Origin of the sequence: Delftia sp. PE138, assembly GCF_018320755.1 — a bacterium.
Lineage (GTDB): Bacteria > Pseudomonadota > Gammaproteobacteria > Burkholderiales > Burkholderiaceae_C > Comamonas > Comamonas tsuruhatensis.
Window position 1 is genome coordinate 117,329 of record NZ_JABEPN010000006.1, and the last position, 14,481, is coordinate 131,809.

A 14,481-nucleotide genomic window follows, 5' to 3' on the forward strand; every position below is an offset into this window, starting at 1 on the left:
GTGGGCATACGGGAGGGGTGAGGGGGGCCAGGGTCAGGGACAGCATGCTGCCCGCTGCACGTTTGCCGCCTCTTTTACCTCGCGCGTGCGTTGATCACGGCCTCGGCCACGTTGCGCGGTGCTTCGGCGTAGTGCTTGAACTCCATGGAGTAGGTGGCACGGCCTTGCGTTTGCGAGCGCAGCGAAGTGGCGTAGCCGAACATTTCGGACAGGGGCACTTCGGCCTTGATGGACTTGCCGCCGCCGGCCATGTCGTCCATGCCCTGCACCATGCCGCGCCGCGAGGACAGGTCGCCCATGACGGTGCCGGCGTAGTCTTCGGGCGTCTCGACTTCCACGGCCATCATGGGTTCCAGGATGACGGGGCTGGCCTTTTTCGCCGCTTCCTTGAAGCCGAAGATGGCCGCCATCTTGAACGCCATTTCGTTGGAGTCCACGTCGTGGTACGAGCCGAAGGTCAGCGTGACCTTGACGTCCACCACGGGGTAGCCGGCCAGCACGCCGCTGGTCAATGCCTCTACCACGCCCTTTTCCACCGCAGGGATGTACTCGCGCGGCACCACGCCGCCCTTGATGGCGTCGACGAACTCGAAGCCCTTGCCGGGTTCCTGCGGCTCCACCGAGAAGACCACGTGGCCGTACTGGCCCTTGCCGCCGGACTGGCGCACGAACTTGCCGTCCACATCGGTGACTTTCTTGCGGATGGTCTCGCGATAGGCCACCTGGGGCTTGCCCACGTTGGCTTCCACGTTGAACTCGCGCTTCATGCGGTCCACGATGATTTCCAGGTGCAGCTCGCCCATGCCGGCAATGATGGTCTGCCCCGATTCCTCATCGGTGCGCACGCGGAACGACGGGTCTTCGGCGGCCAGGCGCGACAGGGCGATGCCCATCTTTTCCTGGTCGGCCTTGGACTTGGGCTCCACGGCCTGGGCGATGACGGGCTCGGGGAAGACCATCTTCTCCAGCACGATGGGCGCGGACGGGTCGCACAGGGTCTCGCCCGTGGTCACGTCCTTCAGGCCCACGCAGGCGGCAATGTCGCCGGCGTGGATTTCATCGACCTCCAGGCGTTCATTGGCATGCATCTGCACGATGCGGCCAATGCGCTCCTTCTTGTCCTTGACGGAGTTGAGCACGCTGTCGCCCTTGTTGAGCACGCCCGAGTAGACGCGCACAAAGGTGAGCTGGCCCACGAAGGGGTCGGTCATCAGCTTGAAGGCCAGGGCAGAGAACTTCTCGCTGTCATCGGCGTGGCGCACGATGATGGAGCCGTCTTCCGCATGGCCTTCCACGGGCGGCACTTCCAGCGGCGAAGGCATGAGCTCGACCACGGCGTCCAGCAGACGCTGCACGCCCTTGTTCTTGAAGGCCGAGCCGCACAGCATGGGCTGGATCTCGCCCGCAATGGTGCGCAGCCGCAGGCCGCGCAGGATGTCGGCCTCGGGCAGGTCGCCCTCTTCCAGGTAGCGGTTCATCAGGTCTTCGCTGGCCTCGGCAGCCGCCTCGACCATGGCCTCGCGCCATTTCTTGGCGTCCGCCACCATGGCTGCGGGAATGTCCTGGTACTCGAACTTCATGCCCTGCGTGGCCTCGTCCCAGATGATGGCCTTCATCTTGAGCAGGTCCACCACGCCGGTGAACTGCTGCTCTGCGCCAATGGGCAGCACGATGGGCACGGGGTTGGCCTTGAGGCGGTCGATCATCATCTGCCGCACGCGCAGAAAATCCGCGCCCGTGCGGTCCATCTTGTTGACGAAGGCCAGGCGCGGCACCTTGTACTTGTTGGCCTGGCGCCAGACCGTCTCGGACTGCGGCTGCACGCCGCCCACGGCGTCATAGACCATCACGGCGCCGTCGAGCACGCGCATGGAACGCTCCACCTCGATGGTGAAATCCACGTGGCCCGGGGTGTCGATGATGTTGATGCGGTGCTGGTCAAAGCGGCCGTCCATGCCCTTCCAGAAGCAGGTGGTGGCCGCCGAGGTGATGGTGATGCCGCGCTCCTGCTCCTGCTCCATCCAGTCCATGATGGCGGCGCCTTCGTGCACCTCGCCCAGCTTGTGGCTCACCCCGGTGTAGAACAGGATGCGCTCGGTCGTGGTCGTCTTGCCGGCATCGATGTGCGCGGAGATACCAATGTTGCGATAGCGTTCTATGGGGGTATGGCGGGCCATGAAAGGACTCCTGGGTGCTGATAAGCGTTGATGCGTGGATCTGCCGTGGGCTGGGATTCTCGCGGGGGTTGAATGAGGGTTGATGACAATTGGAATGTACGAAGACAATCGTACTATCTTCCGCAACTTCTTGCAGAACGATTCATGTTTTCACCACGCCATGCCCCTGTCTGCCAGATAACTGCCCGCGCCACGCCGCATCAGCGACGTGCGGCATTGCTTCCATGGCACAGTGGCGCCCCATCGACTGGACGATTCATGCTTGCCAACCACCCCGACCGCGAACAGATACGCCTGGAAAACTTGCTCAACGCCCTGGGCAACCCCCTGCGCCTGGCCGTGGTGCGCGCGCTGGCCGCAGGCCATGAGCGCGCCTGCGGCTCGCTCTTGCAGGGCCAGTCCAAATCCACCATGACCCACCACTGGCGCGTGCTGCGCGACAGCGGCGTGATCTGGCAGCGCCCCGATGGCCGCGAGAACCTGCTCTCCCTGCGCCGCGAAGACCTGGATGCGCGCTTTCCCGGCCTGCTGGACGCGCTGCTGCAGGCCCTGGCCGAAGACCCGCTCACCGAACAGGCAACAGCAGCGCACCTCAAACCCTGCCCTTGAAGCCCGGCCCCTGCAACGCAGGCGGCAGCCCTGCGCCCTACCCCTTCACGGCAAGCGCCGCAGCAACGCCCTCATCCGCAAACCGCTTGGCCGCCTTGAGCAGATAGCTCACGGCATAGAGGATGGGGTCATCGGCCTCATCGCCATTGAGATGGTCCACCACCTCGACGGCATAGCCCAGGTCCACCGCCGTGTCGTGCAGCAGGCCCAGCAGCTCCTTGTCCTGCGGCTCCAGCGACTGCGCCTGATCGGCCTTGGCGTAGTAGATGCGCAGCAGGTCGCGGCAGACGCAGTTGATGGCTGTGACCTTGTGGCGAGCGTGCAGCTCCAGCACTTCGAGAGCAGCGCCCAGGTGCAGGACGGCGTCTATGGCCAGGTCGTCGAGGTTGGGTTGAGAAACGGTGCGGATGTCTTGATCCATCGAAGCCTCCTCTGATGATTGAAGCCTGCGTCTCGGCCTCGTACCGAGCTGTGCCGGATGCAAGGCAGCAGCAGCCCAAGATCAATAAAAGAGTTAAATATAACGTGGTTTAAATTGCATCAAAAACTGACGCTCTTGCCCATGCAAAAGCGTCCTGTCAAACGCGGCCGTCCAGTCGGCGCAACTTCATTCGATGCAGACATTGCCCGGGCTTTCGGCGCGGCGGTGCGCGCCCTTCGCAACGAGCGCGGCATCTCCCAGGAATCACTGGCCAACCTCGCCGATATCGAGCGTTCTCACATGGGCAAGGTGGAGCGTGGGGAGCACATGCCGACCCTGGCTATCGTGTTCAAGATTGCGCGGGGGCTGGGGTGTGGTTCGGCTGAGGTGATGGGGAGGGCTGAGGAGGAGCTGGGAGTGGGGGGGACTACGCTAGCGGATTCAGGAGTGCGATGATTTGCCTTAGTCTCTAAGCGACTGCATCTCATCAATGCAGCATTGATCCCTAAGGTAAGCGAACAACGATGGATTCAACCGGTCGCCAGATCGCCTTGGCTGGGCGGTTCAGGCTGGTGCTGCCGTTTGGCCCTTGCCGTAACAAGCTTCTGCAGTCGTCCAAGGCCATCTGTTGTGACAACCGGCCAGAGACATCGCTGACAGCTACCAGGGCGGCCTCAGGTGAAAGCGGAAGTGCGTAGAGGACTTTGGGCCGACTGCTCAGGATACCGATGACGTTCTTATCCCTTTCGTCATTTCATGTGACTGAACTTTTGGCAAGCCTGGATATGATTCGCCGGCCAACTAATTCCAAACCAGTACGGTTCTTAGCTCCGAGGTTCGGGGACTTTCGGCAGGTTCCTAGCGATCGGGCCGACTTGGAGCTTGCCGACACGAGCGCGACCTAGCACCTCTATGCGTCGAGGCAGCGTCAGGTAGTGCGAAGTATTGCAAGTCCACCTCAGCGAGGCATATCCCGCCAAGAGACGGTGACCTATCCACCGTGGATCGACCGTGGGCTCAAGGCGTGGCTGGTTCGCCAGCAGCAGCAGCCCCATGAACTGGACCCACTCCTCTCGCTCCAGCAAGGAGTCGCCATAGCCATGGAATGAGCGGCCGCTTGCGTACCAAGATATTCTTTGGAAAAAGTTATCCCCGAGGAAGCTACGTAGTTTTTCCAGATGAGCGCGCGCAGAAGTTGACATATCCACCATGACCAGATGCAGACGTCGTCCATCCCGCATCAACAGGTCGGAGTGCACAGCTAGCTCTCGACCCTGTCCCGCGCCTTCCATCACTCGGTACACCTCTGCCTCGTCCAAGAACTGCTCAACTGACATGATGAAGCTACTACGCCGGTCTTCGACGGTCTGAGGCGTGTAGGCGTAGTAGCTAAAAGGCACTGCCGCCACTTCTGCGGACCGCTCGACGATAGACCGCAGGTGCCAGTATGGATGGGTATCAGGAATCACAATTTGTACTTCAAAGTGAATCGCCTCATGGTTCGTGGAGGCTAATTGGTTCAAGTCAAGGCAACATCGCTGTGGCTTGGCTGGTGAGTTGCTGGTAGTAGTTTGCCTTAGCCTCTGCTGGCGAAATACACCTGATGTCCCAGCAGACGCTGATGGTTGACTCGGGGCATTCATTCAAACAGGGCGAACCCACGGCCTCCTTGGTTTTCCAGGGCGCCCTGATGATGGATTATCTCGGTCTTGTAGACCTCAGCGAGGGTCTAGGTCAAGACGTTCTCGCAGCTGTCGTCCTTGCTTACACACACGGCTCGGCACCTACCTCAGCCAGCCGATCAAAGTACTGGATGCTGACCACAACGAGCCCTTGTCGGTGTGGCTGACCGGGCTTCCATCAGGGTCCTGCTGCCGGGCGTAAAGGGTCTACTCCAGCGAGTCGAGCACGAAGTCCGTCTTAATCGAACAGCCCACCCGCCAGCCAACGATGCGCTCGGACAACGCGTCGATGACGAAGACAACACAAGCCAGCCTTGCCAAGTTAAGACATAAGCGAAGTCTCTAACCCCAATTGGGTCGACCGCTTAGCCAGGAACTAACAGTTGATCCGGTCCAATGAGCACGGCGACTTGGCGTCCTCGGCTAGGGTTCGGCAAACTGGTCTCGCATCACCCGCGCAGCCCGCCTCATATCCGCCGCTCCGCTGCAGCTGGCCACGACAATGGCTTTGCGTGGTAGTTGAAGCCAGACCTTGTCAGCCCCATACCCCTGCCGACCGGACACGTTGAATCGCAGGGACCAAGACATCGTCTCGAAGTGATCGGGCCCTGCGTTTGTGGGGCTCATGCAGTAAGGTTTCATGTCGTCGACAAACCAAGGGGTCGATCTCAAGTACCCATGTAAAACGGATCACCCCTCGAAAGCATCGCGACCAGATCAATGAAAATCTGCGCAGGGGAGCCTGCCAATCGAGAACGACCCGTGCTGAAAATGCACTGACCAACTTCAGCATCTCGTTACCCGCCCTAACTCATTGACCCTGTGTTCCGGATGCTTGACTGGGTCTCCCCAATCTTCATAAACACTAATATTAACCTCAGCCCATTTATTAAGCGGCTGTGGCACACAGCATATCTTGAGAACCATTGACTCAATGGTCACTCACAATAACGTGTTCTCCCCCACAGTGCTCCTATACGATCCTCATCGCACACTCATAAAACTCGGCCAATAACCTCTTCGGTTTCTTCATGGCTTCAACCGTTCTAAACTCAAACCTCTTTAAAACCTGCAGTGATTCAAAGACGCATTCCTGCCAGAGTTCGGTAAGTCGTCATAGCAAAGTCGTCCGTCATCCCAGAAATGAAGTCGACAACCAAGTGCGCACGGGCGTTCCACTCGAGAAAATCTTCTTGTTGCAGCCCCTTGTACTGTGTGACCTGATGTTCATATACTTTCAGGTATCGCTGAGGGAATAATTTGAGCAACTTTGGCTCAAGCAAGATTCGCTTACCCTTCTCGTCTTCACTCCCAAATGCCAAGGCCGCTTCGAACCTCTTTCGAGAGCAACTCAAGAGCGGACGCGTCTGTTCAAGCAGACCAGTGATGGCATAATACCCCGCTAGTTCGACACGTTGGACCGTTTCATGCCGATATACCTTCTCTCGACAGAAATCCTTTAATACCTTCAAGATGGCGCCTGGCGGTTCGTCTTCGGGCAGCAGCGATTTGAGTTCTCCCGTCTCGATGTCCTTTTCCTTTTCGACGTAGCGATCAGCAACATAACGGATAATGGCATTGTTTAAGCGAGTTCGGAAGTCTGTATATGTGAATCTTGAGAAGTCATTTTTTAAGGAAGCTTCTACCATTTTCTCCAGGACCTCAATGATCGCATTGTGACAGGGTGCAGTAGAGGAGAAACCCTCTTTGACGTACCTGTTTCGAATCTCTGGGAACGCGGTTGCTTCCTGGATAATTCCCTTCTCGAACGAGTCCTCCAAATCGCTCACACAGTAAGCGATGTCATCGGCCGCCTCCATGATGTACGCCAGCGGAAATCGCTGTGGCGCTTCAGAGTAGCCGAACTCCTCCCAGACCTCTCGCGCTACATCCTGCTCGCTCAAAAAGTAACCCGGCTTCTTTGTAAAAGGTCTTTCAGATCGGTTTTCTATCGGACAGCGCACGTACTTCAGGAACGACGCAAGCGTTGTCTTAGTTAGATTTAAGCCGAACGGGTCAGTATTCCATTGCAACCTCGACACGATGCGGAGTCCTTGAGGATTTCCATCAAATTCCTCGAAATCACCGAGAGCAAGTTTAAGCAGCTTTTTGCAATCGCCGACCGCACCTATATTCATCCCCATGCTATCGAGCACACTTTTCTCACCATGAGTCTTGAACCACTCCTGAATTGCCGCTTCACCGAAATGCCCGAATGGAGGATTTCCGATATCATGCATCAAGCAGGCAGTCTCGACGAAGTTAACCAGCGCACCCTGCTGCAATTGGTCAAGGCGCCCCTTCAAGCGCTGGGTGATTTCGTCTGCGAGATATCGGCCGATTTGAGACACTTCAAATGAGTGAGTTAGTCTGCTGCGCACAGCTGCGTTCGGCTCCATGGAGAACACCTGCGCCTTCTGCTGAAGGCGCCGAAAAGCGGGACTGAACAATACTCGACCACGATCACTCTCCGATTCCGTAAGGATGGAGCGGTTATTCGCAACGGTAGACGTGCGACGGCGAGCAGCGCTCAGGAGTTTTTCGTAATTAATCATTGGCTATACCGTTAACACCCCACGAAGGGCGATTTAAAACAATGTTGCGAGAGAATCTTCAATTAAAGTAATCTAGAAATACGAAATTCAACCTATGGCAAATGGAAAACTTTCGGTTTTTGTCAGCCACCGGGCATTTGCAATGCTGCCTCTAGTATTTCGACACTTTTAGCGACTTCTTTGCGTACGTGATCGCGGGCCGTGCCCCACAAAGCCTGTGCCTCACTCATATCCAGATGGACTGTTCGAAGTCTCCATCCCATTTCAGCCTCCCACCATTCCCCTATGGCTCTCTCGTTACAGGATGCACTTTCGAGGTAAAAGCTAGACCACTCCAATTGACTGGATGGAATCCACAACTGCGAAGCCACCCGACGCAGTGCAGCTTTACCAGACGGCGTATGTCGATCGACTGCGACCCATAAAGGGAAATGCGACATCGTAACGGCATCCGGAGGACTCTGTTCAATCGTAAGCGGATGGCCTAAACAGGCGAAATAGGCAGCCGCACTGGCGAAAGCTTTGTCCCAAGGCCAGCTAGCCCGCTGGAAGTATGTACGCGCAATGCGCAGTAAATCGGCGCGCTCACCGTCATGACAGCTTCGCGAAGCCCACAAGAAGAACTCTTCTGTCCTTGTGAGAGAGGCTGCCACAATCTTCACAGCTACAGGGTCAGGGGCTGCATCAAGTACAGAACGATCGCCTTCTGCAAGCGCGTGAGCTAGCGAGCCGAGGCCTGCCGCCTCCTTGTTTTTGGTGAGGCTGGCCATCTCACGCAGGATCACCAGAGGTTGACGGTTGAGCAGCTTAGCTCCGTACGGCCAACATTCCTCGAATGCGATAACGCCTGCGCGTGTCTTCAGCCAAGCTGAATCTCCTCGTTCTGCAAGACGGCATGCGACGATCTCAGCAAGCTGCGCATCCCCCCTGCGGACGGTCTTTTGCAGGAGAGATCGAAGAAGAGGTCGAACTTCCGGACGCCGCGCTTCCTGGCTATTTCGCATGGATCAGGGAGTGAAGAAGTAACCGATGCGCTTGGGGTGGTCGGGGTCTTGATACTGGGTCGTGCAGTTGCACCAAGTGCATGCCCTACGTTCTACCTGCACTTGAATCCCTGCCTGCGCAGCTGCAGCCGAAATGGCCTCTCGAGCGACCACATGCTCTTGGCTGACATCAGGTGCGCGGAGGCGGGGCTCATCGAGGACGATGCGCTCTACCGCGCCCGCAAACGGAACAATTCCGCCAGGAGCACTTATCGTGATCATGTGGTCGAAATAGCCAACTTGCAGGCCGGCCGCGAGCTCGCGACCTGTCATGAAGTAGCGCTGGTCATCGGGTAGTCCATCCCACTTCGTGGGGTTACAACGAGTGACTAGCACATTCGCTCCATCAGGAAGGCGAAGCAGAAGTTCTGCTGCTATTACGAAAAGTACTGGGCCGTAGTGATTTCGACGCCTGAGAGCGCGATGGATGTCATAGGTGTCTACAAAGCTGTCATACCAAATGCCGTACTCTTTATCATCCGGGTCTGAAATTTGAGATGTCTGCGGGAGTCCACGACTCGCAACCCCCCCTCGCGATGCCAGCCCGCCTAGTCGCAACAAGCTGAGGCTTGTCCTGACACTGTTCGCATGATAGAGCTTGTCACTGCCCTGTGCCATAAGCACTTCGTACACTTCTTGGCCAGTCATGAGTCTTTCAGAAGTTCATTGCTTCCCGATTGTTGCCATCCTGTTCTTACGAACAATTAATCCATTCGCCTAGAGTTGTAGCCCTCTTACCAGCATTCGCCTTTTGAGGTTTTCCCGAAAGAAGGCGCTCTTCCTGGGTTGTATAACCCCAATCACACCAACTGTATCAGAATGTTTAAACTCCATGTCATCGTAATTTCTAGGTTGACACCAAGGAGACAATTGGCTATCTGCGATGATGAAGCCGGCCTCCTCAGTGCTAATCGGCCGTTCGACTCATGGTTGTGAATACTCGCTCACACTGATTGAGTTAACAACTGATAGAGGAAGCCCATCGAAGCGCGAGCTACGTCGGCTTTAAGGCCGAGAGCGGCCATTCGTACATGCGACTGGTGAAGACTGTCCTTAAGAAAAATAGATAGCGAAAACCTTCAAAAAGCGAACACTAAGACTAAGGGGACTAGTTCACAGCAGGCGAGGAGTAGCACTCTACAGCCGTGACTGCCAAGGCAAAAACGAACGAAACAGCTAAGATATTTCGCGTTGAGTGTCACAGTTGCAGCATCTCAAGATCTTGTGACATGTTGGCGGATCCACGATCCGTCACGAAACGGAGCCACATCACTCTTGCTTTCGCCATGCCTCAGTCTGCCGCAGTTTTCTCCAAGGTCGGGGCGTTCAAGCTCGAACTCCCTTCTGCTGACATAGAGCTCCTTGCCGGCGTTCGTTGGGGCGCCATTGACGCGTTCCCTACTCCCGCTTATTGGCTGTTCCAGATCTTCGAGCGTCGGCTGACCGGTGGCCCTCCGAACTACAAGCTTGGCCAGACCTTGGCAGAAGAACTAGGTGCATGCTTGCTCGGTGGGCACGGAGTCCCAGCTAACGTAGGGATTTCTGCTTACAGCAGGCTTCGATCCGAAGGTGTCTTTGAGCCAAATGCAGACACCAGCGAGCAAAGAATCCTTGGCATGCTCTTGGGTCCGCTGGAGGTAGATGGGCGCCAGATCCGCTATCGATTTGCAGCACAGAAGGCAAGATACCTTTCTGGCTCGCTTGGCCTGATTCTCGACGCCCCTTCGAACTGTACTGGCAGAGTGCTTCGAGACTGGCTTATCACACTTCCTGGTGTTGGCTTGAAGACGGCGTCGTGGATTACCCGTAACTGGATGGGAGCAAACGACGTTGCCATTCTTGACATTCATATTCTTCGATTTGGCCAGGCAATCGGGCTCTTTAAAAAAGAACTAAAGGTTGAGCGCGACTACTTGAAACTTGAGGAACTATTCCTTGCGTTTAGCGCCGGAATGGACATCGAGCCTTCTGAATTGGATGCGGTTATCTGGCACGAGATGGCCAACTCTCCGCTCGCGGTTCGAGAACTTACTAAATCTGCAGAGTCCAAGGCGACCCCCGTGCGTAAGGCGCGTCGACGAGTGAGGAGCATAAACCAGCTGAAACAAGCCTAACTGGTCATTCGGGACGTCCACCAATCAGCACAAGTCCCACTCCGAAAATAGCCCCGTCAGGGGCTATTGAGGAGACAAAGGACGTGCCCGTAGCTCCAAGTGGGCAAATATTTAAACCTAAAGCTTCCGCACCCCATGCAAGCGCTCCAATGATGACACCAGCATCCCGCCATACAAGGGTTTCCGGAAAGCAGTACTTGGCTGCAGTCTTGCCTGGCTCCGCGACTAATGCAATTAGCGCTGCATCTTCACTGAAAACGATAGCATCAGCAGCAGCTCTCGCTGCAAGCGCAAGGTCATATGTTCCTTGGACATTAACCAGGGAATGGCCAATGGGATCGTAGCGCTCCCATCCGGAATGTCGACTACGCTGAATTAGGACATGGATGGGATGAATTGCACCCGCAGATGGCACCCCCCGGAACTGCTGCTCGAAACCTAGATCAGAAATACTCCAACTGTATGCACGGCAGCACATGGATAAAAGTACCTCCAACTTTTCTATCGGCAGAGGGGCAAATGTACGCCTCGACTGGCGCGCCAGAGCTAGCCGTTGAAGGTCTACGGTTTCCTTAAGAGAATTTTGCTCTAACGGGAAGGCTTTACCATTCGGCCATTTAAAGGGCTCATACGACTGAACAGGTATTCTTGGCTTTGGCTCAGGGAGCTCTGTCGCCATATCCAAGCGCCTCCATCGACTCAATGTACTTGTTGCAGCCACGGCAGTCAGCGCACGGAATATTTGCCTTGTGGCAACTATGCGCATAAGCCAAGATGCCTGCTGGCACTTTGGCTTCGTTAACTAGTTCAACTGTCGTCAGATCAATAGCGGGTGCTTCGATACGGAGGCCTCCCTCCTGATATCGGAGCAACTCATCCATCATTCGAACGAAGTCTTTGGTTCCATCCCGGTGACCTTCGTCGGATGCAACCGTCCCGATATACAACACCTTCGCACCCAAGCCGATGGCTTTCATCGCAGCCAGTGTAATAAGAAGCTGATTGCGATAAGGCCACCAGTCACTGGCAGGTGCGGCTGTGTCAGCATGGGTACCCGCCATATCACCTGACCCAAGACTTCGACAATCCACACTCACAACGTGATGTGCAATACCGATCTCAGAACAAATAGCTGCCGACACGGTCCGTTCGGCGGCAGCGGCCTTTTGTCCATAATCAATCGTAATGGCATGCGTCGGCCTCTTCCACCATGCAATGGAAAGCGAGTCCATCCCGCCCGAGAGCAACAATGCTGACGTCATTGGGAAACAGCAGCCCAGAGCGCTGCATAGAGTGACGATGTGTATGAGCGGCGAATGATGCAGTCAGTCCCCTCAGCCATCTTCATCGATTCTTCCGATTCACGCTCGCAAAGGATCACCACAGGCTTCCCCATGGCACGTGCATACCCGACTTCATAGATGGTTCCTGCATCGAGTCCGTCAACTATCGCAAAAATTATGTCAGACCTCTCGATTCCTTGAATATCAAGTTTGACCACATCCTCGGAAGATCCCATACCGATATCGTGGAAAGGTGAAAAGACCTTAAAACCCATCTCGCGAAGGTTCTTGCGTGCTTCTTCGATGAACCAGACCTGCGCAGTATCGAAAAATGGCCCGGCAAGGTAAACCTGAGGTCGCTTCCCATCCAAGAACTCTTGCTTGACGCGAATCTCGTCACGTTGAAATTCCGTGAGGTATTCACGGCGAGGGAGAATCTTCTTTTCACAATAGTAAGCCGTTGCTAGTGAGGCTAGGGCCGCCGCTTCATATGCTGATACGCCGTCGTTCATCCATGCTCGTGCAAAGTGCGCCACAAACGCATCCCCCGATCCAATCTTCCAAACGTTTTCGGTCTTGTAGGCAGGAACAGTGTGGACAGCACCTTGCGACCAGACAAAGGCTCCTGCGGGCCCCATCTTGATAATGACAACCTCTGCCCCGTCGTGGACGGCTAGTTTGCGCGCGCATTCTTCTGCCGTGGCCCCAGGGCTGGCGCTCATCGAGCGAGCCTCATAAAGATTCAACACCAACGCTAGGTGCTTGGCTCGCGATCCGTTAGCTCCAAATCGCTCTGCGGAACCGGCATTTTGAGGATCATACACGGCCCATTCCGCATCCACGACTGCCGAGCCTTCAAGCATACCGAATCGGATAACTTTTTCAGCTCTCACCTCAATGGGATCAAGCGGAACATCTGGAACGTCGTAGATATCAGGATGAGACGAGTCGTGTAGATAACGAAAGAATAGCGTGGTATTGCAGGGAACTGCCTCCACCGTGACATGGGAAGGAAGCTGTACAGCATAGTTTCGAAACTCATCCACGGCAACGGAGGTCGCGTACGTATGAAGTGTGACCTCATTCCCCATAGTTGAAATTGCAGCCGCAGCGCGACCTGCTGACCCGTAAAGATGGTCCCACAATGGGCGTATACAAAACTCTCTGTACAGGCCTCCAACGACGTGAATAGTCATATATCAGGCTGGATCGATGCGTACAACAATCTGGGCTCCTGAAACGGTCGTAACCTCCGCGTGGTAGCGGGTTCCGTTCAAGATGCACTCGCGTAGGCGATTCGTCTGACCACCAACAAGCCCGCCAAGCTGATCTCCATTGTGCCGGATCACAACCACGACCTGTTGGCTGCTCACAGACTGGACCTGGACCGTACACAAATCACCCGCACGCACTGTCGAAACGAAAGCAGGATTTGGTGTCGATATCTGGGCAGTAAAAGTCAAAAGTTCGCATGCAACCGGCGCCCCCCCGCCATCACCGCCACCGCCACCGCCACCGCCTCCGCGATAGGTACTACCGCCGCCACTACCGGACATAGAAGCTCCTAAATAATGAAATAAATCTTCTTACATCTTACCAAATTGTTGCAGTAAACAATGGAGTTCGCAGGGAGGTTGTGACGGGTACATAAGAGATTGAAGGTTGTCACAATCAGGTGCTTAAGTTGCTCGGCGAAGTATCAGCTTGATTCCAATAATTTTTCCAATGCCATAACTGCAGGGCCGTAACCTCTGCAAAGCACGCGATGGCGGGTCCTGGAGTGAACGACGTAACGCTTTCACCACTGGCGTCGACGACGATCAGAAGCTGCCGTCACTAACTCCCGACAGCGGCCCAAGCAACCAGCTATCGCCACTGCTGACCCAAAAACTTGTCACGCATCCAACTCGCAGAACTCGCACCCGCTTCACCGCAGCGCACCTGACCCATCCAACCAACGCCCCTACCCCCACCTGCGAAATCTCCCCCGTATACCGCTTCAACACCCCAACACCCGCCTCTCGGATTCCGCAACCAGCAAATAACTGCACCCCATGACCGTCAGCGCCGCGCTGATGCTGTCCGAGAGATAAAAGATCGGCATCGACAGCGAGGTGAAACGCGGCAGCAGCGTGTGCTGGCAACGGCTGAAGCCCTAGGCGCGGACGTCGGAGCCAGGGCTTGGACGTCTTCCTGGGTCTGGGGCAGCTGGGCGCCCAGAGGGTGGGCCAGGGGGCTTGCAGCTGTAGTTCATCCTGCACTGGCTGGTCGGGCGGCGGGGGCACGTGGTTGAGGAAGTTGCGGCCCAGAGCCGATGACAGCAGGGGCAGCACGCTGCCCACACGCAGCTCCAGCAGCGGCTGGTTTTTGCCGCTTTCGACGCGATTAACGATGATTAGTCTCTCGTTGCCCCAGGCGCCTAGAAAGACGGTGTGGCCAAATTCGGCACTGATGACCCACATGCCCGTGCTGGCGAGCTTGTAGACGCGAAATGCTCATCGCCGCGACGCTAAGTTTGCGCGCATAGCAGCCCAGCGAGTCAGTGATCTGAGCCCAGTTCACGCTCCTTCCACAATGGAAAACCCTTCTCCCACACA

General features: G+C 56.2%; 12 protein-coding genes and 1 pseudogene. 3 read left to right on the forward strand and 10 right to left on the reverse strand.

Features of this window, described 5'->3' with window-relative positions; translation table 11 throughout:
- Positions 1–74: 74 nt before the first annotated feature.
- Complete coding sequence (fusA, locus tag HFGMBDPB_RS20410; RefSeq protein WP_212646123.1) at positions 75–2,177, reverse strand: elongation factor G; 2,103 nt, start codon at positions 2,175–2,177, stop codon at positions 75–77.
- Positions 2,178–2,435: 258 nt separating this feature from the next.
- Between fusA and HFGMBDPB_RS20415 the strand changes: the two genes are divergently transcribed.
- Positions 2,436–2,786, forward strand: a complete 351-nt coding sequence (locus HFGMBDPB_RS20415; protein WP_012204227.1) for an ArsR/SmtB family transcription factor — start codon at positions 2,436–2,438, stop codon at positions 2,784–2,786.
- A gap of 37 nt (positions 2,787–2,823) precedes the next feature.
- Here the strand turns inward: HFGMBDPB_RS20415 and HFGMBDPB_RS20420 are convergent, their stop codons facing one another.
- The gene (locus HFGMBDPB_RS20420; RefSeq protein WP_212646124.1) at positions 2,824–3,207 is read right to left on the reverse strand and encodes a hypothetical protein; all 384 of its coding nucleotides are present in this window, start codon (positions 3,205–3,207) and stop codon (positions 2,824–2,826) included.
- Positions 3,208–3,348: 141 nt separating this feature from the next.
- Here HFGMBDPB_RS20420 and HFGMBDPB_RS20425 point away from each other — a divergent pair, with 141 nt between their 5' ends.
- Entirely contained in the window at positions 3,349–3,663 is a 315-nt protein-coding gene (locus HFGMBDPB_RS20425) for a helix-turn-helix domain-containing protein (RefSeq protein WP_212646194.1), read from the forward strand.
- Between the two features lie 368 nt (positions 3,664–4,031).
- Here the strand turns inward: HFGMBDPB_RS20425 and HFGMBDPB_RS20430 are convergent, their stop codons facing one another.
- The 4 genes from HFGMBDPB_RS20430 to HFGMBDPB_RS20445 all read right to left on the reverse strand — a co-directional run bounded on the left by HFGMBDPB_RS20430 (position 4,032) and on the right by HFGMBDPB_RS20445 (position 9,135).
- A complete protein-coding gene (locus HFGMBDPB_RS20430; RefSeq protein WP_212646125.1) occupies positions 4,032–4,730 on the reverse strand; it encodes a primase 1D-like protein in 699 nt (232 codons plus the stop codon).
- A gap of 1,238 nt (positions 4,731–5,968) precedes the next feature.
- Positions 5,969–7,444, reverse strand: a complete 1,476-nt coding sequence (gene dgt / locus HFGMBDPB_RS20435) for a dGTPase (protein WP_212646126.1) — start codon at positions 7,442–7,444, stop codon at positions 5,969–5,971.
- 122 nt (positions 7,445–7,566) lie between these two features.
- A complete protein-coding gene (locus HFGMBDPB_RS20440; protein WP_212646127.1) occupies positions 7,567–8,214 on the reverse strand; it encodes a hypothetical protein in 648 nt (215 codons plus the stop codon).
- Between the two features lie 237 nt (positions 8,215–8,451).
- On the reverse strand, positions 8,452–9,135 hold the full coding sequence (locus HFGMBDPB_RS20445; protein WP_212646128.1) for a hypothetical protein: 684 nt from the start codon (positions 9,133–9,135) through the stop codon (positions 8,452–8,454).
- A gap of 581 nt (positions 9,136–9,716) precedes the next feature.
- Between HFGMBDPB_RS20445 and HFGMBDPB_RS20450 the strand changes: the two genes are divergently transcribed.
- Positions 9,717–10,601, forward strand: coding sequence for an 8-oxoguanine DNA glycosylase (locus HFGMBDPB_RS20450; protein WP_212646129.1), 885 nt, complete (start codon positions 9,717–9,719; stop codon positions 10,599–10,601).
- A gap of 4 nt (positions 10,602–10,605) precedes the next feature.
- Here HFGMBDPB_RS20450 and HFGMBDPB_RS20455 read toward each other — a convergent pair whose 3' ends face one another.
- From HFGMBDPB_RS20455 to HFGMBDPB_RS30085, 4 genes and pseudogenes are all read right to left on the reverse strand, one after another.
- Positions 10,606–11,280 (reverse strand): nitroreductase family protein, encoded by a 675-nt coding sequence (locus HFGMBDPB_RS20455; RefSeq protein ID WP_212646130.1) that lies wholly within the window; start codon positions 11,278–11,280, stop codon positions 10,606–10,608.
- Complete coding sequence (locus tag HFGMBDPB_RS20460; protein ID WP_212646131.1) at positions 11,261–11,863, reverse strand: 7-cyano-7-deazaguanine synthase; 603 nt, start codon at positions 11,861–11,863, stop codon at positions 11,261–11,263. The genes HFGMBDPB_RS20455 and HFGMBDPB_RS20460 overlap by 20 nt, the downstream gene beginning before the upstream one ends.
- On the reverse strand, positions 11,860–12,930 hold the full coding sequence (locus tag HFGMBDPB_RS20465; protein ID WP_212646132.1) for a PfkB family carbohydrate kinase: 1,071 nt from the start codon (positions 12,928–12,930) through the stop codon (positions 11,860–11,862). The genes HFGMBDPB_RS20460 and HFGMBDPB_RS20465 overlap by 4 nt, the downstream gene beginning before the upstream one ends.
- 774 nt (positions 12,931–13,704) lie before the next feature.
- Positions 13,705–14,355 (reverse strand): annotated as a pseudogene (locus tag HFGMBDPB_RS30085) (hypothetical protein); the annotation flags it as partial.
- Between the last annotated feature and the right edge of the window lie 126 nt (positions 14,356–14,481).

What these genes read in the sequence shown, in the direction of transcription:
- fusA (WP_212646123.1), bottom strand. Translation starts at nt 2,177, where the DNA reads ATGGCCCGCCATACCCCCATAGAACGCTATCGCAACATTGGTATCTCC.
- HFGMBDPB_RS20415 (WP_012204227.1), top strand. Translation starts at nt 2,436, where the DNA reads ATGCTTGCCAACCACCCCGACCGCGAACAGATACGCCTGGAAAACTTG.
- HFGMBDPB_RS20420 (WP_212646124.1), bottom strand. Translation starts at nt 3,207, where the DNA reads ATGGATCAAGACATCCGCACCGTTTCTCAACCCAACCTCGACGACCTG.
- HFGMBDPB_RS20425 (WP_212646194.1), top strand. Translation starts at nt 3,349, where the DNA reads ATGCAAAAGCGTCCTGTCAAACGCGGCCGTCCAGTCGGCGCAACTTCA.
- dgt (WP_212646126.1), bottom strand. Translation starts at nt 7,444, where the DNA reads ATGATTAATTACGAAAAACTCCTGAGCGCTGCTCGCCGTCGCACGTCT.
- HFGMBDPB_RS20440 (WP_212646127.1), bottom strand. Translation starts at nt 8,214, where the DNA reads ATGGCCAGCCTCACCAAAAACAAGGAGGCGGCAGGCCTCGGCTCGCTA.
- HFGMBDPB_RS20445 (WP_212646128.1), bottom strand. Translation starts at nt 9,135, where the DNA reads ATGACTGGCCAAGAAGTGTACGAAGTGCTTATGGCACAGGGCAGTGAC.
- HFGMBDPB_RS20450 (WP_212646129.1), top strand. Translation starts at nt 9,717, where the DNA reads ATGTTGGCGGATCCACGATCCGTCACGAAACGGAGCCACATCACTCTT.
- HFGMBDPB_RS20455 (WP_212646130.1), bottom strand. Translation starts at nt 11,280, where the DNA reads ATGGCGACAGAGCTCCCTGAGCCAAAGCCAAGAATACCTGTTCAGTCG.
- HFGMBDPB_RS20460 (WP_212646131.1), bottom strand. Translation starts at nt 11,863, where the DNA reads ATGACGTCAGCATTGTTGCTCTCGGGCGGGATGGACTCGCTTTCCATT.